The sequence below is a fragment of the Spirillospora albida genome, assembly GCF_000718255.1.
Lineage (GTDB): Bacteria > Actinomycetota > Actinomycetes > Streptosporangiales > Streptosporangiaceae > Spirillospora > Spirillospora albida.
In genome coordinates, this window is record NZ_JOFJ01000002.1 from 204,971 (window position 1) to 223,640 (window position 18,670).

Below are 18,670 nucleotides of genomic sequence, written 5' to 3' on the forward strand. Positions count from 1 at the left end.
TCCGAGGACGGCCCCTCTCCTCACCGCGGTCAGGCGCGAACGGCCTGGACCTCCAGCTGGATGTCGACCTTGTCGCCGAGCAGCGCCTTGTCGCCCTTCAGCGGGACGTTGAACTCGATGCCCCAGTCCTTGCGGTTGATGGTCGTGGACGCGGTGAAACCGGCGCGCGTCCCGCCCCACGGGTCCTCGCCGACGCCGTTGAACTCGACCTCGAAGCTGACCGGACGCGTCACGCCGCGGATGGTGAGGTCGCCGTCCAGGTAGTTCTCGCCGCCCTCGGTGCGGACACCCGTGGTCACGAACGACATGGTGGGGTGGTTCTCGACGTCCAGGACGTCGGAGCCGCGCACGTGCGCGTCCCGGTCGGCGTTCCGCGTGTCCAGGGAGGCCATCGTGATCTCGGCGGTCGCGGTCGACTTCGCGACGTCCTCGGCGACCTCGATGCTCCCGCTGAATTCGGTGAACGTGCCGCGCACCTTGCTCATCAGGTGCCGGATGGCGAACGTGACCTCGGAGTGCGCGGGGTCGATGTTCCAGGTGCCGGCGGTCAGACCCGGGGCGACGGTGGCGATGCTCATGTGATGCTCCCTCAGTGATGTGCTTGAAACTTCAACAACAAGACCCAGATTACTTGAGGGTTCAAACACTGTCAACCCCCACCCTTTCCCACCCGTCACGACCACCCCAACGCTCAGTGAGCGACATGCCGGACCGCGCCCCAGAACGATGGTCAGGCGGAGGGGCGGGTGCCGAGGACGGCTTGGATCAGATGGTCGGGATCGCGAGCGTTGATGATCCGCCAGCGTGTCCCGTCCGGGACGAGTGCCCACCACTCGCCCGTGGAGGCGCCCCACCAGCAGACGACGCCGGGCAACCGGTGCCGCACCTCGGCGATGGTGACCGAGAGGGAAGGAGCCGGCTCCGGCGGATACCGACCCGGCGCGCGTCCTTGCCGGCTCCTCGCGGCGATCGCGGTCGTCACGAACGGAGTGAGGATGCGGGTGATCCGCTCAGCCGCGCGGACCGGTCTGTCGTACGGGGCCAGATGCTCGCCCGTGCTCGACCGGAACCACCACGTGCCGGACGCCGGAACGAGCGCGATGCTCTCTCCGAATTGCGGCACGTCGGCATCGAAGACACGGAGGAGCGGGCGAGGCTCGTCGTAGCGGGGAAGGACCTGCCAGCCCTCCCGAACGACCTCCGCCGCGAGCCTGTCGAGATGCGCCCTCACCATCACCAGTCGACACACCGCTCGGGGGTGTGCGCCGACGCGGTGCGGCGGCCCGTCGCGCGCTCACGCTCTACGGTCAGCGCCTCGCGGAGTTCGTCGGCGCTGTTGCGGATGACGGTCGCCTCCACGCCCGCCTTCGGGTCGTGCAGCGTGGCGACCCAGTCGCCGAGCCGTCCGTCATGGCGCGTCGCACGCCAGATCCGGTGCCCCCGGAAGTCGCCGCGAAGCTGAGCCAACGCCTGGTCGGCGGGGTCGACGGCCGCGTTCATGCTCACCAGTCCCTTGCGTCTCGGTTTCTCTCCGTTACCGACCCCGATCTTCCTGTGATCGGGCTATCGTCGGGAAGGAGCAGAAAGAACGCGTAGGAAAGGCCCGCCCGTCGTTGGAAACCGATCTCGGTTTCGTACCCTCGGAGGTTTTCCGTGCCCCGTCGCCCGCGTGACCCCGGCGTCCCTTCCTCACCCACCGAATACTTCGGTGCCGAACTCCGCGCGCGACGAGAACTGGCCCAACTTTCACGGCCGCAGCTGGCCGACAAGCTCGGTTACTCACCTCAGTGGATCGGCCAGATCGAGTCGGGACGATGCGCGCCCTCCGAGGACTTCGCCAAGGACTGCGATTCGTTCTTCAGTGCGAACGGGACGTTCCATCGCATCTGGGGGTGGATGCAGGAACTCGGCAAGCTGCAGGTCCTACCGCCCGGCTTCGATGACTTCATCCAGAAGGAAGCGGAGGCGGAGGTGATGTACATCTTCGAGACCATGGTCATCACCGGCCTGTTCCAGACCCCTGAATACGCCTACGAGGTCGTAAAGTCCGACAAGACGGACGAGGCCGCGCGTCAGCTCGTCAGGACCCGCATGGATCGGCAGGAGATCCTCAAGCGCGAAGACCCACCGCACGTGGTGGCAATTTTCGATGAGAGCGCGATTCGACGCCCGATCGGTGGTCGCGAGATCCTTAAGGGACAGGTACAGCACCTGATGGATCTGGCAGTCCTCCATCATGTAACGCTTCAGATTGTTCCCGAAACTAAAGGCGCCTACGCAGGCTTGCTGGGTGCGTTTACAATCATGAGTTTTCGGAACGATCCGGACATCGTGCATCTGGATGGTCACGTTGGCGCGCAGCTTGTGGATCACCCTGACGCTGTCCGAATGTATGGGGTACGTTTCGACTTGATCAGGGGTGCAGCGATGTCCGCTGATGCCTCCCTTGACAGGCTCGGGATGATCCTGGAGGACCAATGAACACGCGCCATGCGTCCACTGTGCAGTGGCGTAAGAGTAGCCACAGTGGTGACACGGGTGGACAGTGCGTCGAGGTGGCGGACGTGGCGGCGGCGGTGGCCGTGCGGGACTCGAAGGACCCGGACGGGCCGAAGCTGGTGTTCGGGGCGGATGCCTGGGCGGCGTTCGCGCAGCGGGTCAAGGCGGGAACGCTCGACCTGAGCTGAGACCGACTGGACGGAACCCCGGCCCCGGCGCGTCACGCGCCGAGCCCGGGGTTCTCGCGCGTCCGGCATGGCCGCACCCGACGAGGAGAGACATGAAGGGGCGCATCGGCCGGCGGAAGGCGGTACAGATCGACGACCGCGAGGCGGCCGCGCTCCTCGCCGCGAGAGCGTTCATCGAGATCCGCCATCTCGCCCGGCCTGGGACGAAGGAGCCGTCGTCGGCCGAGGACATGCAGCGGATCTGGTTCCTGGCGAACCTGTGCCACAACATGCCGGGCGCCACCCAACGGCGCGCCTGGCGGCCGTCCCGCCGGAACGCCCCCATGAGCAGCGGGGATCGTGCGAGAGCCGAGCGCCCGATGAGCTGGACATGGCACACGACCGGCCCGAGGGACGCGCCTGGATCCTGGAACGGCTGAGCGAGGCCGGGCACCGCTGGATACCCTCCACCACCATTGCCGACCCCTCGCAGGGGAGCCCACCTCACGCTGCACCGGCGGCTCGGCATGCCAGTTCGGTGGCCCGTGCGACCGCCCGAGGGGCACTCGGCGCTGCCCCGCTCGGCACGTGTTCTCAAGGCGATGAACGCCGACACCGTCTGCGCTCTCTACGAGGAGGCAGCCCGCCTCCGGCTCGGCCTCGGCGCAGGCGGCCCGTGGCTGCGAGCGCATATGGACTCCGATGCCGTCCACCACCTGGTGCCCGACCCCGCGTCCTACTACTGGCCGGACGGGGAGCGGCGCTGGTGGCAGTGCACCGCCCTGCTGCGCATGTCCGACGGCGAACAGGTCACCGGCATGCTCGCCGTTCTGCCCGAGACCATGGCCGGTTGACCTGGCCGTTCTGTCCACGGTGCCGGTCAACCGCTCCGGGCATGCCGCCGGTCCGTCCGGCTGGAAGACGAAGCTCCAGTTCTAGTCGGTGCGGGCACTGGGAGGCGATGCGGCCTCCCACACGAAGCCGTCCGGATCGGTGAAGGGGCCGGCGTCACTGCCGATCACGAGCCGGTGGGATCCTTCGCCCTCGGCGGGGACGCCGGCGACCTTGGCGAGGGCGCGGCGCTTGTAGAGCGCCATCGTGATGGGATCCGACGGTGCGCCGAGCTCGACGTACCTGCGGCCGTAGCTCTTCGCCACGGTGAGTCCGCGCTCGACGTAGAACCGCTTGCTCGCGGCGACGTCCGCGACGCCGAGTTGCAGCACGATGCCGTCGATCTGCCGGGTGGCCGGACCGGCGTCCTTCTTGGTCGAGGACGCGATCGTCACGATGGTCCCGTCCGGCGTCCGCACCACGCCGCCGTAGCCCCAGAGCGATTTCGCGGGCGCTTTGAGCGCCGTGGCGCCGGCGTCGAGCGCGGCGCCGACGAACCCGTCGACGGTGGCCGGCCTGGACACGACGAGCGACAGCGTGAACCCGCGGAAGCCGGTCGCCGGTGCCTGCGAGGCGCGCGGGCGCACCAGCGGGCCCAGGCCGAAGGCGGCGGTGTAGAACCGGTCGGCGGCCATTGCGTCGGGCACCTCGATGGCGACGAACTCGATGGAAGCCATGCGGACAAGCTACGTGCGGCTCGGCGCCCAGGCCAGCGGAAGCCGGTCCGCGTCGGCCAAAGCGCCTGCAACGCACGACGACCGGAACGGGTCGGGGACGCCCCGCGAGGCGAGCGCGGCGCGGGCGGCGGCGGCGACGCTTGTGAATGGTCGCGCGATGGACATTCATCTTGCGGAGATGATGCGGCCGGTCACCTCGCCGAAGCCCAGGCGTGCGCCGGCCGGGCCGGGGGCCGTGGCGGTGATGGTGACCTCGTCGCCGTCCTCCAGGAAGGTGCTCGATCGGCCGTCCACCTCGATCGGCTCCTTGCCGCCCCAGGTCAGCTCGATGAACGCGCCTCGCTGGTGCTTCTCCGGGCCCGAGACGGTTCCGGACGCGAACAGGTCGCCGGTGCGGAGGGACGCGCCGTTCACCGTCATGTGCGCCATCATCTGGGCCGGTGACCAGTACATCTCCCGGTAGGGCGGACGAGAGACCTCCTGGCCGTTCCAGGTGACGGCCAGGTCGATGTCCAGCCCCCACGGGCTCTTCTCGCGCAGGTAGGGGAGCGGCTCCGGGTCCTGGGGCGGCGTCGCGACGCGGGCCGCCTCCAGGGCCTGCACTGGGACGACCCAAGGGGAGATGGACGTCGCGAAGCTCTTCCCCAGGAACGGCCCCAGGGGGACGTACTCCCACGCTTGGACGTCACGGGCCGACCAGTCGTTGAGGAGGACGACACCGAAGACGTGGTCGGCGAAATCGTCCACGGCGACCGGGTCGCCCAGGGGAGAGCCCTTGCCGACGATGAAGCCGACCTCTGCCTCGATGTCCAGGCGCTGGGACGGGCCGAAGGTGATGCCGTCCGGCGTCTTGCGCTGGCCGCTCGGCCGCACGATGTCCGTACCGGAGACGACGACCGTTCCGGCACGGCCGTGATAGCCGACCGGGAGGTGCTTCCAGTTCGGCATCAGCGGCTCGGAGCCGGGACGGAACAGTCGGCCCAAGTTGGACGCGTGGTGCTCCGAGGCGTAGAAGTCGACGTAGTCGGCCACCTCGATCGGCAGGTGCAGGGCGACCGCGCCGACCGCGTGCACCGCGTCGTCCGGGATGTCGCCCGAGACCAGGGCCTTGACGCGCTCGCGGGTTCCGGCCCAGTCGCCCTCCGCCATGAAGGCGTTGAGGCTGGGGGCGGAGAAGCACGGGTCGCCCAGGGTCGCGGCCAGGTCCACCACATGGTCGGCCACGCGGACTCCCACGCGCGGGTCCGTTCCGGGCGTCGAGAACACGCCGTAGGGGAGGTTGTCCATGCCGAAGGGCGAGCCGTCCGGGATCTCGATGTGCGTCATGTGTCGTTTTCCAGGAGCTTGAGCGGGAGCAGGCCGAGGTCGGCGAGTTCGGTCAGGGGTTCGAGGACGCTGCACGTCCCGAACGACAGGAAGCGCCCGCGGACCGCCCGTATGCGGTCGGCGGGCAGATCGGCGACCCGCGCGGCGACCGCGGACGCGTCGCGGTCGGCGAGGATGTGCGTGATGCGGGTGACCGGGGCGTCGTCGAGGGCGGCCGCCGTGGCGAGCAGGAGGTTCAGGAAGCCGTGCTGCTCGAACCCCGTCGGCGGGTCGGTGTTGCGGACGGCGTGGTGCAGCCCCGCGGTCGCCTTGAACGCGACCCCCGCGTCGACGGCCGCCTTGACCATGCCCGCGAGCTCGTCCGGGGACGGGTACAGCGCCCCCGTGACGCCGCCGGTCCGGAACTTGGCGCGGTGCCCCTCGAACATCAGGGCCTTGATGAACTCCGGGCCCCGGGCGTCCCTGGGGATCTCCACATAGACGGTGACCGGGGGGTCGCCCAGCTCCCGGAAGAACCGCGCCGGGGTCATGTCGTCCGGGACGGCGACCTCCAGGGCGCGCAGCCGCAGCGGCATGCCGGAGCCCCGTGTCAGTACCTCCCACGCCTGGATCGGGCCGCCCGGCGCCGTCAGCGCGACGTCGATCGGCTCCGTCACGGGCAGGTCGTCGAGGGCGGTGGCGGGCAGGACCAGGAGACCGACCGCGTCCGCGTAGGGCGCCGCGCGATGAACGCGGTGGGCCGGGAGGGCGTCGGCCAGTGGCATCAGGCCCGGCGGGAACACGGACGCGTCGTCGCAGAGGCCGAGGGCCAGTGGAGGGATCATCGGCGCCGCGCCCATGTCCAGGCGTAGGCCGGGTCCTCGCAGGCGAGGCCGCCCTCGCCGAGTTCCAGCGGACGGAACGTGTCCACCATGACGGCCAGTTCGTCGAAGAACTCGACGCCGATGCCGCTCTCGTACGCGCCGGGCTGGGGGCCGTGGGCGAGGCCGCCCGGGTGGACGGAGACGGAGCCCTGCGCGATGCCCGAGCCCTTCCGCGCCTCGTAGTTCCCGCCGCAGTAGAACATGATCTCGTCCGAGTCGACGTTCGAGTGGTAGTAGGGCACCGGGATGGCGAGTGGGTGGTAGTCCACCTTGCGGGGCACGAAGTTGCACACGACGAAACCCGGCCCCTCGAAGACCTGGTGGGCGGGCGGCGGCTGGTGGACGCGCCCGGTGATCGGCTCGTAGTCGTGGACGCTGAACGTGTACGGGTAGAGGCAGCCGTCCCAGCCGACGACGTCGAACGGGTGGTGCGCGTAGGTGAAGCGGGTTCCGGTGACACCGCCCGGCCCGCGGTGCTTCACCAGGACCTCGACGTCGGTTCCCTCCATCTGCACCGGGTCGGAGGGGCCGTGGAGGTCGCGCTCGCAGTAGGGGGCGTGCTCCAGGAACTGCCCGAAGCGTGACAGGAACCGCTTGGGCGGGTGGATGTGGCCCATGGCCTCGATGGCGTACGCGCGGAGCGGGGCGTCCCCGGTGGGAAGCCAGCGGTGGGTCGTGGACGTGGGGATGACGACGTAGTCGCCTTCCCCGGCCGTCAGGGTTCCGAAGACCGTCTCGACGGAGGCGGTGCCCGACTCGATGTAGACGACCTCGTCGCCCGTGGCGTTGCGGTAGAGCGGCGAGTCCGCGGTGCCGGCGACGTAGGAGATGCGGACGTCGCCGTTCCCCAGGAGCAGGCGCCGGCCGGTGACGGGATCGGTCGCCGGCCACGAGTCCTTGGGGAAGAGGTCGTGCAGCTTGAGGTGGCGCGGCTTGAGCGGATGGTTCGGCGTGGTCGTCGCGTCCGGGACTTCCCAGGGCCGCGAGTCGACGATCGCCGACGGGATCTCACGGTGGTAGAGCAGGGACGAGTCGGACGAGAAGCCCTCTTCGCCCATCAGCTCCTCGTAGTAGAGCCTGCCGCCGGAGTCCCGATGCTGGGTGTGGCGCTTCGGCGGGATGTCGCCGGCCCGGCGGTAGTGGGCCATCTCCCTCGCCTCCGATGATTCATGCGTGTACTACTTTCGTCCGACACTACGGCGATTCCCGGATGGAGGGAAGCCCTAACGGGAGGGGCTAGCTGCGCTCCCGGGCGTCGAACGCCTCGCGTCCCGCGATCAGCTTGTCCAGCAGCATGATCAGGATGTGCTGCTCGGCGTCCGTCAGCACGTCCGCCCACCGCCGCTCGCGCTCGTTGTGCGCGGCGAAGGTCTCCAGCATGACGCGTCGGCCGTCCTCGGTGAGGGACAGCAGCGCCGACCGGCCGTCGCGCCCGCCGGGCGTCCGGGCGAGCGTTCCCTCCGCGACCAGCGACTTGACCAGGTTCGACACGGCCGCCCTGGTCATCCCGGCGAGCGCGGCGGCGCGGCCGGGTTCGAGCGGGCCGGCGAGCCAGGTGACGAACAGCAGCCGGAACGCCGCCCATGAGTGGCCGCGCGGCCGGTGGACGGTCGACTCCAGGTCGTAGGTCACGATCGCGGACGCCCGGTTCAGGGTCAGCAGCAGCCGGGTGGCGAGCGGGTGCGGGAAGCCGAACTCGTCGCCGAGCCGGCGGCGGGCGAGGTCCACGAACGACCAGAAGTCGAGCTGCTCCCGCTCCGCGGCCATCATGCCCCTCCGTGAACTTGATTCATCAGTTAATCAGTTCAGGAGAACGGCCGGGCCATCTCGTCCAGGGTCTCGTCGACGATGTCGGCCAGCGGACGCGGCGGGCGCACCTCGCCCCACGCGTGGGACGCCATCCGCAGGGCTGCCATGAAGGCCCCCGCCAGCACGCGCGCCCGCAGGCCCTCGGCGGCGAGCCCGTCCCGCTCCGCGATGAGGTCGGCCAGGGAGCGCTCGAACGACGCGAAGTGGGCGAGCTGCCGCGCGAGGACCGACGGATGCGTTCGAGCCAGCCGCGACTGCGCCGCCCACCGCGGGTCGGGTTCGCCCTCGACGGCCGCGATCGCGTGCACGGAGGCCCGCAGCGCCGCCCAGGACGACTCGCCGGGCGGGCGCTCCGCGAACGTGGCCAGGAGGGTCCGCATGCGCTGCTCGTCGCCGTAGAGGAGGGCCTCCTCCTTGCCGCCGAAGTAGTTGGAGAACGTGCGGCGGGAGACACCCGCGGCGTCGGCGATCGCCTCGACGGTCACGGCGTCGACGCCGTGCTCGATGGCCAGGCGCATCGCGCACTCGTGCAGGGCCCTGCGCGTCGCCTCCTTCTTGCGCTCGCGCAGTCCGACGGTGGTCTCCATGATCCGTACACCCTACCGATCGACAATGATTCCCATTGGGAAAACTTGCGCAATGGGAATATTGTTCCCCGGGGGTGCCGTTGACACCCCCGTACGTGCCCATCACTCTCTCCGGAGGCCTCCTTGAGCGTCCACGCCCCTTCCGGGTCGGCGCCGATGTCGCGGCGGCAGGTGCTGGAGGCCCTCAGCGGGCTCCTCCTCGTCCTGTTCGTCGCCATGCTGAGCTCGACCGTCGTGTCCACCGCTCTACCCCAGATCATCGGCGCGCTGGACGGCACCCAGGCGCAGTACACCTGGGTCGTCACCGCGATGCTGCTGGTGTCGACGGCCAGCACCCCGATCTGGGGCAAGCTCGCCGACATCTACGACAAGAAGCTGCTGCTGCAGATCGCCATCGTGATCTTCGTGGCGGCGTCGGTGGCCTCCGGCTTCGCGCAGACGACCGAGCAGCTCATCGCCTTCCGCGCCGCCCAGGGCCTTGGCATGGGGGCGCTGCAGATCCTCGTCCAGATCGTCCTGGCCGCCATGATCAGCCCGCGGGACCGCGGCCGCTACTACGGCTACCTCGGCGCCGTCATGGCCGTCGCGACCGTCGGCGGCCCGCTGCTCGGCGGCCTCATCGTCGACACCTCGTGGCTCGGCTGGCGCTGGTGCTTCTTCATCGGCGCCCCGTTCGCCGCCGTCGCGTTCGTCCTGCTGCAGAAGACCCTGAAGCTGCCGGTGCTCCGCCGCGCCGACGTGAAGATCGACTACGTGGGCGCGACGCTCATGACCGCGGGCATCAGCATCCTGCTCATCTGGGTCACGTTCGTCGGGACGGATTTCGCCTGGCTGTCCTGGCAGACCGCCGCGATGGCCGGAAGCGGCCTCGTGCTGCTCGCCGCCGCCGTGTGGGTCGAATCCCGCGTCGCCGATCCGATCGTCCCGCTCGGCCTCGTCGCCCGCCGCAACACCGCCCTCGCGATCATCGCGAGCCTCGCGGTCGGCATGGCCATGTTCGGCGGCGCCGTGTTCCTCGGCCAGTACTTCCAGATCGGCCGGGGCCACAGCCCCACCGAGGCCGGCCTGCTCATGATCCCGCTGATGGCCGGCGTCCTCCTCGCGTCCACCGTCACCGGACGGCTCACCAGCGAGACCGGCAAGGTCAAGCCGTACATCGTGATCGGCACCGTCGTGCTGACGCTCGGCTTCGCGGTCCTGTCGGTGATGGACCACGAGACGTCCCTCACCGTCATCGGCGCCGGCATGTTCCTCGTCGGCGTCGGGGTCGGCATGTCGATGCAGAACCTGGTGCTGGTCGTCCAGAACTCCGTCGACATGCACGAGATCGGGGCCGCCAGCGGCACCGTCACGTTCTTCCGCTCCCTCGGCGGGACGGTCGGCGTCTCGGTCCTCGGCGCCGTCCTCGCCACCCGTGTCACCGAGAACATCACGGCCGGCCTGGCGAAGCTCGGTGTGCGGCCGTCCGGCGGGGGCGCCGGCACCCTCGACCTGGCTTCGCTGCCCGCCCCGGTCCGCGAGGTCGTCCGGGCCGCCTACGGCGACGCGACCGGGCACATCTTCCTGATCTCCGCCGCGATCGCGGTCGTCGGGATCGTCGCCGCCGCCCTCCTCAAGCCGATCACCCTGCGCGGCAGCCTGGAGCTCATCGAGTCGGTCCCGGACGGGGCCGAGGACGAGCCGGAACTGCAGCCGGCGGGCTAACCGGACAGGACGAACCAGAGCAGCGTGCGGGTCGGGGCCTGGTCGAAGCCCCACTCGTCCGCGAGCGCGTCGATCACGGTGAGCCCCCGGCCGTGGTCGGCGTGGCAGCGGTACGGGCGGACGCCCTGCGCCGGACCGCCGTCCGACACCTCGACCCGCACCCGCCGCCCGTCGGTGGCGACGTGCACCCGGACGGGCGCGGACCCGTGCAGCACCGCGTTGGCCACGCCCTCGGCGGTGATCAGTTCGACATCGTCGAGGCGGTCCGGATCGGAGATCACCTTCGCGGCGCGCTCCCGGACGGCCCGGCGGGCCCGGCGCCCCTCGTCCGGCGCGCCGGTGAGGGCGAGCGGCTCGCCCAGCGGCTCCATGGTCCCGGTCATGCCGCACGGTCCCGCGGGCGGAGCCGGCGCGGGCCACGGCTGCGGACGACGATGACCGATGTGCCGATAGTCACTGCATCACCACACTGTGTATTGAGAGCGCAACGCAATCATTCACCCGCGCTGAGTGACGATTCAACGCACCGAACGGAACGATCTTGGCCTGTTCGAGACACAGCCTTTCCGCGGCGCGGTCTTCCGTGACGTGCCCTTGCCCCGGCGCGGCCGGACCGGAATGCGGTCCGGCGGAGCCGGTGCGGCGGAGCCTACGGCAAGCACGGCCGCTCCACCTGCGGATCGCGGTAATCCGACACCCTGCGTGCCCGGCCGCTCGCGTCGCCCGGCGGACGGCCCGACGCTACTCACCGATCCGCACAAACCGGGAACGTTTTGCGTGTCCGGGCATGCATCGCCGAACGCTCTCCATATGTCACGATCCGATGCGGTAGACATTCGCGCCCGGCGGGGCGGCCCGCCGGCGGAAGCTCGGCCCGCCGGGGGTGCGTCATGGAAATGATCGTCCTCGCCTGCCTCGCGCAGGTCGTCTATATCGTCGCCTTCGTCCTCTGTAAGACCGCCACTGGCCGGATCCGGCCGATCGGCGGCCGCCGCCCGTTCCGGGCCGCCGGACTGCTGCTCCGCAGCCGGCGCTGGGCGGCCGGGCTGCTCGTCCTCATCGGCGGCTTCGCCCTGTCGGCGTTCGCGCTCGGCGACCTGCCCGTGGTCGCCGCGCTGCCCGCCTACGGCGCCAGCCTCGTCCTGCTGCTGGCCGTCGGCATGAGCGGCTTCGGGGAGCGGCCCACGGCCCGCGAATGGCTCGCCGTCCTGATCACCGTCGCCGCCATGGGCAGCGCGGCCCTGTCGATCACGTCCGGCGCGGGCGAGTCTGTCCTGGACGCCCTGCACCGCGCCCCCGGCGGCGCGGAGGCCGCCGCGGCGCTGCCCCTGTGGAAGGCCGCCCTCGTCGTCGTCCCGTCCCTCGCGCTGCCGCTGTGGATGTTCTGCGTGCACGACCGGGCGGTCGCCGGGCGCCATGCCCGCCCCGTCACCGGCATCGCCTACGGGCTCGGCGCGGGCGTCCTGCTCGGCGCCACCGAGGTCTTCGGCCTCGGCATGGCGATGATGCCGGCGCGCGGCGACGGCCTCGGCGTCCTGTCCACCCCGCACCCGTACCTGTTCCTCGCCGCCGGCGCTCCCGGTCTCGTCCTGCTTTCGATCGGCCTGCAGCGCTGTCGCCTGACGATCATCGTCACGGTCGTCACCGTGACCGCGAAGACGCACCTGCTGCTCTCCGCGACGCTCCTGTACGGCGAGCCCTGGCCGTCCGACCGGGCGCTGTTCATGCTGCGGGTCGCGGGCGTCCTGCTGGCCGTCCTCGCCCTGTCGGCCTTCCCGCGCCACGAGCGGCGGACGCGTCCCGAACCGCGTCCACCCGCCGAGCGGCGTACATCCGGCGAGCGGCGTCCGCCCGCCGAGCCGCGTCCGCCCGCCGAGCCGCGTTCGGTCGCCGAACCCCGCCGGACCGCGGCCCACCGGGCGCTGCCGCACGGACGCCCGACCGACGACGCCGGCCGATGGCGGACGCCGCCGGGCGACCCCGCGCCGGGCCATCACCTGACCCGCCGAATGTGACCGCTGCCCTCGAAAGAGCCGCGCGGGTCATTTCCCGCCGGCTATTCACGCGCCTCCAGCAGTTCCCGCATGCACTTCGCGGCGGCGAGCTGGGTCTTCGGATCCGTTTCGCCGGGCGGCGGCGTCCAGGTGCTGATGTCGCCCGGGATGTCCACGCCGGCCTTTCGCATGCAGGCCGCGAACGCGCTGACGGCCTGCGACGCGGCACCGCTCGGCACCGCCTGGCCGGGGGTGCCGCCGGGTGCCGTCGCGCCCGGAGCGCCCGGGGCCGGACCGCTCGGGGCCGCGCCGCCGGGGGCGGTGCCGCCCGGGACCGGCGCTGACGGCGCGCCCGCACCCGGGGACTGCGCGGCCGGCGGCGGAGCGGCGCCGTCGCCGTCGTCCCCGCCGCCGCACGCGGTGAGGGAGAGGGCGGCTGCGAACAGCAGGGCGGCGGCCTGGCGGCGATTCGGCATCCGGCCATTATCCGGAGAAGTGACCGGGCGTTCAACGATGCTTTTTTTCGTCCGACTCCAGGAAAGATCGCCGAACGATTCAATCCAGCCACAATCGCGCCCGGAGCCGATCGGCCATGCTGGGGGAACCCCGCACCGGAGGGGCGGCGAAGGGGGAGGTCGAGTGCTGGATTCGGGCATGGACGCGTCCGCGTTCGCGGCGGTCCCGGCGGGGGTGGCGCGGCACCTGCGGACCCATTCCGACCGCGCGGTGGACGAGGCGCTGTGGGAACTGCGGCTGAACCGGCGCGCGGTCAGGCCCGCTCCGTCGTGATGGACTTGCCGAGGGCGCCGCCCTGGACCCACGTCTCGAACGGAAGCTGCCAGTAGCCCCAGCCGTTCGTCCAGGCCAAGGGCCGCTTCGTGCCGGTGACGGTGACGATGTCGCCCCGGTACGACCAGTGGAAGAACCACTTCGCGTGGGCGGCGGGGGAGCGCACGCAGCCGTGGCTGCAGTTCCGCCTGCCCAGGCAGGTCGGGTCGTCCATGTTCTGGTGGATGTACTCGCCGCTGTTGGAGATCCGCGTGGCCCAGGGGACCTTCTCGTCGTAGTACCCCGGCTCGCCCTTCTTCTTGCCGGGCGCGCGCATGCGCTCCACCCGCACCCGGTCCATGGTGAGGTGGACGCCGCTCGTGGTGAGCAGGCGGTCGACGCCGTCCGCCCGGACGTCCCCGCCGCGGCCGAGGCTGACCCCCCACGTGCGCACGATCCGGCCGTTCTCCCGGACGACCAGCGTGTGCGTGCCGGCGTCGACGTCGACGGTGTGGTGCTCGCCGATGCGGAACGTGCGCGTGACGTCCCGCGCTCCGAAGACGGTCTCGCCGATCGGCAGCCCCGCGTAGTGGACGGTGACCGACACCGTCTGGCGCGGCGCCCACGGCCGCCGGGGGCGGAAGACGAGCGACGGGAGCCCGTTGAACGACTCGCCCGCGCTCAGCCACCGCCACGCGCCCTCGGTCGGGACGGTCGAGCGGATCTCGACGGCGCGCTCCACGGCCGGCCGGGCCGCCGCCGGGACCTCCTTGTTGAACTGGACGAACACCGGCATGCCCGTGCCGACCGTCTCGCCCTGGCTCGGCACGACATTGTTGACGACCGTCGCGGCGACGGCCCGGGTCGTGCGGAACACGCTGCTCGCCGTGGCCGTCCTGCCGGAGCCGGACGTCGCCGTCGCGGAGACTTCGTAGCGGGCGCCGGGGACGAGCGTCCACGCCGAGCGCCAGGTCCTCTTGTCGCGGGACAGGGTGCCGGGGACCTCGACGCCCCTGAGCCGGACGGACACCCGTCCGAGCGTGCCGCCCTTCGCCCTGACGGTCACGCCGCGATCGGGACGCGCGGACCTCGTGCCGTCCGCGGGAGCGATGCTCACCGCCGGAGTGCCGTCTCCGCCGCCCTCCGTCGTGTCTCCGCCGCTGCACGCGGTCGCCGGCCCTAGAAGCAGTACCGCGGCAATGGCCTTACCTCGCACCGTTCTCCCTCGTCGCCCCGCCGGCCCGCGGGGACCGGGCCGGCCGCACGGTCGCGGACGGACGGCCCGCGGCCCCCGAGATCGGCCGCGCGCCCCGTCCGGCCCCGTGCGACGCCCATCGTGCCGCGAAGGCCGCCGCGCGGCGGGCGGTTCGGAGGATTCGCCGGGGAATGAGAGAGGAAAGCCGATGATCTGCGAAGAAGGTCGATCGTCTGGGAGAGCACGCGGGGAGGAGCCGCGCAGCGGCTCCTCCCCGCGTGGGGATCGTTCCAATCAGCCTCCGGACCGCTTGCCCGGGGTCCCGCCGTTCCCGTTGTCGTCGGGGCAGTCGTTGCCGGTGTCCTCGTCGTCGAGGAACGGGCAGTCCTCGTCGTCGAAGCCGTCCCCGCCGTAGACGACGGTGTGCTCGTGGCCATGGCCGCTGTGGCTGCTGTAGCTGCTGTAGCTGCTGTGGCTGCTGTGGCTGTGGCTGTGGCTGCTGTGGTGCTGTTGCACGTTCACGTGCGGGTTGTTGCCGCAGCCGTTCGAGTGGCCCGTGATGCCTGCTGCACCGGAGCCCGCCACGAGCACGGCGGGTCCACCGGACGAGCACTGCTGGACGTTCATGTGCGTGTTGTGGCCGCAGTTGTTCGAGTTGCTCACGATGCCGAAGGCGCCGGAAGTCGACACGGTCACGGCGGGTCCACCGGCGGAGCAGTGCTGGACGGCGATCATGTTCGGGTTCGGATCGGCCATCGCGGCCGAGGCGCCGAACAGCACCCCCCCGACGGCCAGGGACAGGACGCCGGCGGTCGTCAGTCGCTTCTTCATGGTGTGCCCTCCTGAGGTTTTTCGGGAATTTCCCTTTCACCTGTTCCGCTGCCCTGTGGACTGCTGCGGAACGACTCAACTGATAACACGAAAGGAAGCGCCGAAAACGCTTTGATGCGACGTATCAACGGCATTTTACTGGGAGATCGTCCGGTGGTTAACCGGTGGCGTCGGGAGGAACGGTCCATCTCCGGAAGCAGGGAGGGGGGAGGGCTGGACGGCCCTCCCCCCGACTCTGACCGGGCGCCGGAACGCCCGTGCTTCAGGGTCTAGCGAGCGCGGAAGGAGCCGTGGACGGCGTAGCCGCTCTGCTCGCTCTGCTGGCCCTGCTTGTACCAGTGGCCGTGCGTGTGCCCGCGGTGCCAGCCCGGGTGCCAGCCGTGGTGGTGGCCGTGGCCGTGGCCGTGGTGGCCCTGGCCGAAGCCGCCGAAGTTGTTGCTCTCCAGGGCGAACTGGTTGACTTCCTGGCTGCAGTTGTTGTTGTTGAGCAGGCTGAGGCCCAGCAGCAGCCCTTCACCGTCGTTCGAGCAGTTCTGGTAGGCGTTGAGCTCCGGGTCCGCCATGGCGGGCGTGGCGGCGAAGAGGACGGTGCCGGCGGCGAGGCTCGCAGCCCCGACCGCTGCCAGTCGCTTGATCATTTTTTCTCCTGAGAACTCGGGTTTCTTCGTGGTGCTCCCGCGACTGAGGTGGTCGCGAGCAACCTAGGAGTATCACGCTGTGATCGAGCTCGTACCCTCCGTGTCCGTTATGGGCTTTGATCTTGGCCTGAGTTTGGTCTGCCGATTAATTTTCGGGCCGGAAAAGTCTGGCGGACGTGGGCAAAGCCATTTTCCCGGGTCGGTCCGGACGCCGCACGGCGAACTTCTCCTCAAGGTGCGGGCCGGTGTTGGTTAAAGCCATGAGAGGTAACGGGGAACGCTGCCAGGCTGCACGGTGCCGCCAATCCGAAACGTCCGGTATTTCGCGGGGATATGTGCACCCGGCACCGGACGGCGCGGCCGTCACCGATCCGGAGGAGAGCAGTGCCCCAGCCGACCGAGGACCCGGCGCGCCGGTCCGGCCCGACGCGGATCGGCGCGGCGGGCGCGCCGTGGCTGCTGCGGTACCAGTCGGTGGACCGCGTGCGCGCCGACCCGCATCCCCGCACGGTGTCGCCGGGCGCCTTCGAACGCCAGATGGGCTGGCTGCGCGCGCGCGGCCTGCGCGGCGTGAGCGTCCGGGAGCTGCTGGACGCCAGGGACGCCGGCGCCCCCGACGCGGCGCGCGGCCTCGTCGGCCTCACGTTCGACGACGGCTACGCGGACTTCGCGACCCGCGCCGTCCCGGTGCTCCTGCGGTACGGGTTCACGGCGACGGTGTTCATGGTGTCCGGGCGGATGGGCCGGGGCAGCGCCTGGGAGGGCGGGCCGGGCAAGTCCCTCATGACCCCCGACCAGCTGCGCACGGTCACCCGGGCGGGCATGGAGGTCGGTTCGCACGGCCGGTCGCACGCGGCGCTGCCCGGCGTGGCCGACGCCGAGCTCGCGACCGAGCTGGAGGTCAGCCGCCTCACCCTGGAGGACGTCATCGGCGGCGAGGTCGTCGGTTTCGCCTACCCGTACGGGCGCGTCACGTCGCGGGAGATCGCGGCGGCCAGGGCTGCGGGGTACGGCTATGCCTGCGCCGGCGGCACCTGCGCGCCGGGCGGGCCGATCGTGCCGGGAGGCCGGTTCGCTCTGCCCCGCGCGCGCGTCGGGGAGCGGGAGGGGCGGCTGCTGCTCGGAGCCAAGCTGCTGCACCACGAGTGGCGCACCCGCAGCCGGGTGTGAACCGCCGGCGAGGTCGTCGCGACCGGGTCAGAACATCCCGGGGCGCCGGCGGTAGCGGGCGACACGCTGGTTGGCGAGGTGCCACTCCCAGCGGAAATAGGCCGTCCAGGCCCACATCAGGGACGGGCGGGGGGAGGGCATCGGCGGACTCCCGGGGTGGGCGGCCATCGGAGGGCCGAGGGAAATGCGGAGGATGATTGCCATCCGTAGTGTAACGGATACCTACCGCAATGTTCGTCCTATGAGTGTGGCCGTCACTCATCACTAACAGTAATCAATATCCTGCTTCGGTCTCACGAAATTGGCCAATGAGCTGCGGTTGTATGCGAACCGGACGACCGTCATTGTTGGGTAGATCGTCACTCTCTGTTAGATAAATCGGTTTACCAGCGGCACATCCGGAGAAGCCTTGAAAAACAGGCAACTCGGGATCAACACACCAAGGGGGGCCGTGAGCCGGACCACGCCTCCGGACCGGCAGCCCGTCCGAGAGCAGAGGTGTTCAAGGTGAAGACGCAGACACAGGTGCGCGAACTCATGGACATGAGCGTCACCGACACCCACGGCAGCAAGGTCGGCACGGTCAAACAGGTCTACCTCAACGACGACTCCGGCGCTCCGGAGTGGGTGACCGTCCACACGGGGTGGTTCGGGATGAGAGAGAGTTTCGTCCCGCTCTCAGGTGCCCGCAAGAGCGGGGAGACGCTCCAGGTGCCGTATGACAAGGACACCATCAAGGGTGCCCCGAACGTCGACGCGGACGAGCACCTGTCCCACGCGCAGATCGTCGACCTCTACCGCCATTACGGCGTCCGGCCCCCGGCCCCGAGCGGGCGTGGACCGTCCGACAGCGGGCGGCCGTCCGACAGCGCGCGGCGCGACGCGGACACCAGGAGCAGGAGCGGCACGGCGACGGGCACGGGGGGCGCCGCGGGCATGGCCGGGACCCCGGGTCTGGCCGGGCGGTCCGGCGGCAAGGGCGTCCTTGAGGGCGGCGACCCGTCCGCGCGGCAGGCGCAGCCGCAGAGCCGGCCCGGCAAGCACGCCGCCACCGGCCTCCCGCCGCGCGCCGACCGGGAGGGGCACGAGGACACCGAGGTCACCCGTTCGGAGGAGCGGCTCCGCATCGGCACCGAGCGGCACGAGGCCGGACGGGTCCACGTCCACAAGTGGATCGAGACCGAGACCGTCGAGCAGACGATCCCGGTCTCGCACGAGGAGCTGCGCATCGACCGCGAGCCGATCGTCGGCGGCAGGCCGGCGTCCGGCGTCACCGTGGCCGAGGACGACCTCGAGATCATCCTCTACGAGGAGCGGCCGATCGTGGCCAAGGAGACCGTCCCCGTCGAGCGGATCCGGCTGCACACCGAGGAGATCCGGGACGAGCAGACCGTCCGCGACCAGCTCCGAAAGGAGCGCGTCGAGGTGACCCGCGACGACGGCTCCCGGGGGCCGAGACGGTGATCGCCCGCCTGGGCGCCCGGCGGCGTCGCCGCCGGGCGTTCCCCTGCCCGCCCTGATCCTCCCGCCTCGAGTGCCGCGATGAGTAGA

At 70.8% G+C, this 18,670-nt stretch carries 23 protein-coding genes; 9 read left to right on the forward strand and 14 right to left on the reverse strand.

What is annotated here, in order from left to right:
* Nucleotides 1–29: 29 nt before the first annotated feature.
* The 3 genes from IE99_RS0103500 to IE99_RS0103510 all read right to left on the reverse strand — a co-directional run bounded on the left by IE99_RS0103500 (nucleotide 30) and on the right by IE99_RS0103510 (nucleotide 1,506).
* Nucleotides 30–578 carry a YceI family protein gene (locus IE99_RS0103500; protein WP_030163595.1) on the reverse strand — a complete coding sequence of 183 codons (549 nt, stop codon included), beginning with the start codon at nucleotides 576–578 and terminating at the stop codon, nucleotides 30–32.
* Nucleotides 579–730: 152 nt separating this feature from the next.
* The gene (locus tag IE99_RS0103505; RefSeq protein WP_157610018.1) at nucleotides 731–1,123 is read right to left on the reverse strand and encodes a hypothetical protein; all 393 of its coding nucleotides are present in this window, start codon (nucleotides 1,121–1,123) and stop codon (nucleotides 731–733) included.
* 110 nt (nucleotides 1,124–1,233) lie between these two features.
* Nucleotides 1,234–1,506, reverse strand: coding sequence for a hypothetical protein (locus IE99_RS0103510; RefSeq protein WP_157610019.1), 273 nt, complete (start codon nucleotides 1,504–1,506; stop codon nucleotides 1,234–1,236).
* A 147-nt stretch (nucleotides 1,507–1,653) separates the two neighbouring features.
* Between IE99_RS0103510 and IE99_RS0103515 the strand changes: the two genes are divergently transcribed.
* From IE99_RS0103515 to IE99_RS0103530, 4 genes are all read left to right on the forward strand, one after another.
* Nucleotides 1,654–2,481 carry a helix-turn-helix domain-containing protein gene (locus tag IE99_RS0103515; protein WP_084219256.1) on the forward strand — a complete coding sequence of 276 codons (828 nt, stop codon included), beginning with the start codon at nucleotides 1,654–1,656 and terminating at the stop codon, nucleotides 2,479–2,481.
* Nucleotides 2,478–2,687, forward strand: a complete 210-nt coding sequence (locus IE99_RS0103520) for a DUF397 domain-containing protein (protein ID WP_030163604.1) — start codon at nucleotides 2,478–2,480, stop codon at nucleotides 2,685–2,687. Before IE99_RS0103515 ends, IE99_RS0103520 begins: the two co-directional genes overlap by 4 nt.
* 92 nt (nucleotides 2,688–2,779) lie before the next feature.
* On the forward strand, nucleotides 2,780–3,106 hold the full coding sequence (locus IE99_RS0103525) for a hypothetical protein (protein ID WP_030163606.1): 327 nt from the start codon (nucleotides 2,780–2,782) through the stop codon (nucleotides 3,104–3,106).
* Nucleotides 3,107–3,211: 105 nt separating this feature from the next.
* Complete coding sequence (locus tag IE99_RS0103530) at nucleotides 3,212–3,520, forward strand: hypothetical protein (protein ID WP_211258711.1); 309 nt, start codon at nucleotides 3,212–3,214, stop codon at nucleotides 3,518–3,520.
* A gap of 81 nt (nucleotides 3,521–3,601) precedes the next feature.
* On the opposite strand, the gene IE99_RS0103535 is transcribed toward IE99_RS0103530, so the two are convergent.
* The 6 genes from IE99_RS0103535 to IE99_RS0103560 all read right to left on the reverse strand — a co-directional run bounded on the left by IE99_RS0103535 (nucleotide 3,602) and on the right by IE99_RS0103560 (nucleotide 8,819).
* Entirely contained in the window at nucleotides 3,602–4,234 is a 633-nt protein-coding gene (locus IE99_RS0103535) for a VOC family protein (protein WP_030163610.1), read from the reverse strand.
* Between the two features lie 165 nt (nucleotides 4,235–4,399).
* Complete coding sequence (fahA, locus tag IE99_RS0103540) at nucleotides 4,400–5,560, reverse strand: fumarylacetoacetase (RefSeq protein WP_030163612.1); 1,161 nt, start codon at nucleotides 5,558–5,560, stop codon at nucleotides 4,400–4,402.
* Nucleotides 5,557–6,384, reverse strand: coding sequence for a hypothetical protein (locus tag IE99_RS0103545; protein ID WP_157610021.1), 828 nt, complete (start codon nucleotides 6,382–6,384; stop codon nucleotides 5,557–5,559). Before IE99_RS0103545 ends, fahA begins: the two co-directional genes overlap by 4 nt.
* Complete coding sequence (locus IE99_RS0103550) at nucleotides 6,381–7,571, reverse strand: homogentisate 1,2-dioxygenase (protein WP_030163616.1); 1,191 nt, start codon at nucleotides 7,569–7,571, stop codon at nucleotides 6,381–6,383. Before IE99_RS0103550 ends, IE99_RS0103545 begins: the two co-directional genes overlap by 4 nt.
* 88 nt (nucleotides 7,572–7,659) lie before the next feature.
* Nucleotides 7,660–8,193: a MarR family winged helix-turn-helix transcriptional regulator gene (locus tag IE99_RS0103555; RefSeq protein ID WP_030163617.1), complete on the reverse strand. Its 534-nt coding sequence runs from the start codon at nucleotides 8,191–8,193 to the stop codon at nucleotides 7,660–7,662.
* Between the two features lie 35 nt (nucleotides 8,194–8,228).
* Entirely contained in the window at nucleotides 8,229–8,819 is a 591-nt protein-coding gene (locus IE99_RS0103560) for a TetR/AcrR family transcriptional regulator (RefSeq protein WP_030163619.1), read from the reverse strand.
* A gap of 156 nt (nucleotides 8,820–8,975) precedes the next feature.
* On the opposite strand from IE99_RS0103560, the gene IE99_RS0103565 reads away from it, so the two are divergent.
* Nucleotides 8,976–10,523 (forward strand): MDR family MFS transporter, encoded by a 1,548-nt coding sequence (locus tag IE99_RS0103565; protein ID WP_037558614.1) that lies wholly within the window; start codon nucleotides 8,976–8,978, stop codon nucleotides 10,521–10,523.
* Here the strand turns inward: IE99_RS0103565 and IE99_RS28795 are convergent.
* A complete protein-coding gene (locus IE99_RS28795) occupies nucleotides 10,520–10,906 on the reverse strand; it encodes an ATP-binding protein (protein WP_245623041.1) in 387 nt (128 codons plus the stop codon). The two genes, IE99_RS0103565 and IE99_RS28795, sit on opposite strands and share 4 nt — an antisense overlap.
* A 507-nt stretch (nucleotides 10,907–11,413) precedes the next feature.
* On the opposite strand from IE99_RS28795, the gene IE99_RS0103575 reads away from it, so the two are divergent.
* Nucleotides 11,414–12,538: a hypothetical protein gene (locus IE99_RS0103575; protein ID WP_157610023.1), complete on the forward strand. Its 1,125-nt coding sequence runs from the start codon at nucleotides 11,414–11,416 to the stop codon at nucleotides 12,536–12,538.
* Between the two features lie 41 nt (nucleotides 12,539–12,579).
* Here the strand turns inward: IE99_RS0103575 and IE99_RS0103580 are convergent, their stop codons facing one another.
* Nucleotides 12,580–12,993 (reverse strand): hypothetical protein, encoded by a 414-nt coding sequence (locus IE99_RS0103580; protein WP_030163623.1) that lies wholly within the window; start codon nucleotides 12,991–12,993, stop codon nucleotides 12,580–12,582.
* Between the two features lie 163 nt (nucleotides 12,994–13,156).
* On the opposite strand from IE99_RS0103580, the gene IE99_RS31670 reads away from it, so the two are divergent.
* Nucleotides 13,157–13,306 (forward strand): hypothetical protein, encoded by a 150-nt coding sequence (locus IE99_RS31670; RefSeq protein WP_157610025.1) that lies wholly within the window; start codon nucleotides 13,157–13,159, stop codon nucleotides 13,304–13,306.
* On the opposite strand, the gene IE99_RS0103590 is transcribed toward IE99_RS31670, so the two are convergent.
* The 3 genes from IE99_RS0103590 to IE99_RS0103600 all read right to left on the reverse strand — a co-directional run bounded on the left by IE99_RS0103590 (nucleotide 13,287) and on the right by IE99_RS0103600 (nucleotide 15,949).
* Nucleotides 13,287–14,501 carry a L,D-transpeptidase gene (locus tag IE99_RS0103590; RefSeq protein WP_030163625.1) on the reverse strand — a complete coding sequence of 405 codons (1,215 nt, stop codon included), beginning with the start codon at nucleotides 14,499–14,501 and terminating at the stop codon, nucleotides 13,287–13,289. The two genes, IE99_RS31670 and IE99_RS0103590, sit on opposite strands and share 20 nt — an antisense overlap.
* Nucleotides 14,502–14,774: 273 nt before the next feature.
* On the reverse strand, nucleotides 14,775–15,311 hold the full coding sequence (locus tag IE99_RS31675; RefSeq protein WP_030163627.1) for a hypothetical protein: 537 nt from the start codon (nucleotides 15,309–15,311) through the stop codon (nucleotides 14,775–14,777).
* 269 nt (nucleotides 15,312–15,580) lie between these two features.
* The gene (locus IE99_RS0103600; RefSeq protein WP_030163629.1) at nucleotides 15,581–15,949 is read right to left on the reverse strand and encodes a hypothetical protein; all 369 of its coding nucleotides are present in this window, start codon (nucleotides 15,947–15,949) and stop codon (nucleotides 15,581–15,583) included.
* Between the two features lie 384 nt (nucleotides 15,950–16,333).
* Between IE99_RS0103600 and IE99_RS0103605 the strand changes: the two genes are divergently transcribed.
* Together IE99_RS0103605 and IE99_RS0103615 are read left to right on the forward strand one after the other, a co-directional pair.
* A complete protein-coding gene (locus IE99_RS0103605) occupies nucleotides 16,334–17,119 on the forward strand; it encodes a polysaccharide deacetylase family protein (RefSeq protein WP_245623043.1) in 786 nt (261 codons plus the stop codon).
* A gap of 507 nt (nucleotides 17,120–17,626) precedes the next feature.
* A complete protein-coding gene (locus IE99_RS0103615; RefSeq protein WP_030163633.1) occupies nucleotides 17,627–18,583 on the forward strand; it encodes a DUF2382 domain-containing protein in 957 nt (318 codons plus the stop codon).
* The last annotated feature ends 87 nt before the right edge of the window (nucleotides 18,584–18,670 follow it).

What these genes read in the sequence shown, in the direction of transcription:
- IE99_RS0103500 (WP_030163595.1), bottom strand. Translation starts at nt 578, where the DNA reads ATGAGCATCGCCACCGTCGCCCCGGGTCTGACCGCCGGCACCTGGAAC.
- IE99_RS0103520 (WP_030163604.1), top strand. Translation starts at nt 2,478, where the DNA reads ATGAACACGCGCCATGCGTCCACTGTGCAGTGGCGTAAGAGTAGCCAC.
- IE99_RS0103525 (WP_030163606.1), top strand. Translation starts at nt 2,780, where the DNA reads ATGAAGGGGCGCATCGGCCGGCGGAAGGCGGTACAGATCGACGACCGC.
- IE99_RS0103535 (WP_030163610.1), bottom strand. Translation starts at nt 4,234, where the DNA reads ATGGCTTCCATCGAGTTCGTCGCCATCGAGGTGCCCGACGCAATGGCC.
- fahA (WP_030163612.1), bottom strand. Translation starts at nt 5,560, where the DNA reads ATGACGCACATCGAGATCCCGGACGGCTCGCCCTTCGGCATGGACAAC.
- IE99_RS0103545 (WP_157610021.1), bottom strand. Translation starts at nt 6,384, where the DNA reads ATGATCCCTCCACTGGCCCTCGGCCTCTGCGACGACGCGTCCGTGTTC.
- IE99_RS0103550 (WP_030163616.1), bottom strand. Translation starts at nt 7,571, where the DNA reads ATGGCCCACTACCGCCGGGCCGGCGACATCCCGCCGAAGCGCCACACC.
- IE99_RS0103555 (WP_030163617.1), bottom strand. Translation starts at nt 8,193, where the DNA reads ATGATGGCCGCGGAGCGGGAGCAGCTCGACTTCTGGTCGTTCGTGGAC.
- IE99_RS0103560 (WP_030163619.1), bottom strand. Translation starts at nt 8,819, where the DNA reads ATGGAGACCACCGTCGGACTGCGCGAGCGCAAGAAGGAGGCGACGCGC.
- IE99_RS0103565 (WP_037558614.1), top strand. Translation starts at nt 8,976, where the DNA reads ATGTCGCGGCGGCAGGTGCTGGAGGCCCTCAGCGGGCTCCTCCTCGTC.
- IE99_RS28795 (WP_245623041.1), bottom strand. Translation starts at nt 10,906, where the DNA reads ATGACCGGGACCATGGAGCCGCTGGGCGAGCCGCTCGCCCTCACCGGC.
- IE99_RS0103575 (WP_157610023.1), top strand. Translation starts at nt 11,414, where the DNA reads ATGGAAATGATCGTCCTCGCCTGCCTCGCGCAGGTCGTCTATATCGTC.
- IE99_RS0103580 (WP_030163623.1), bottom strand. Translation starts at nt 12,993, where the DNA reads ATGCCGAATCGCCGCCAGGCCGCCGCCCTGCTGTTCGCAGCCGCCCTC.
- IE99_RS31675 (WP_030163627.1), bottom strand. Translation starts at nt 15,311, where the DNA reads ATGAAGAAGCGACTGACGACCGCCGGCGTCCTGTCCCTGGCCGTCGGG.
- IE99_RS0103600 (WP_030163629.1), bottom strand. Translation starts at nt 15,949, where the DNA reads ATGATCAAGCGACTGGCAGCGGTCGGGGCTGCGAGCCTCGCCGCCGGC.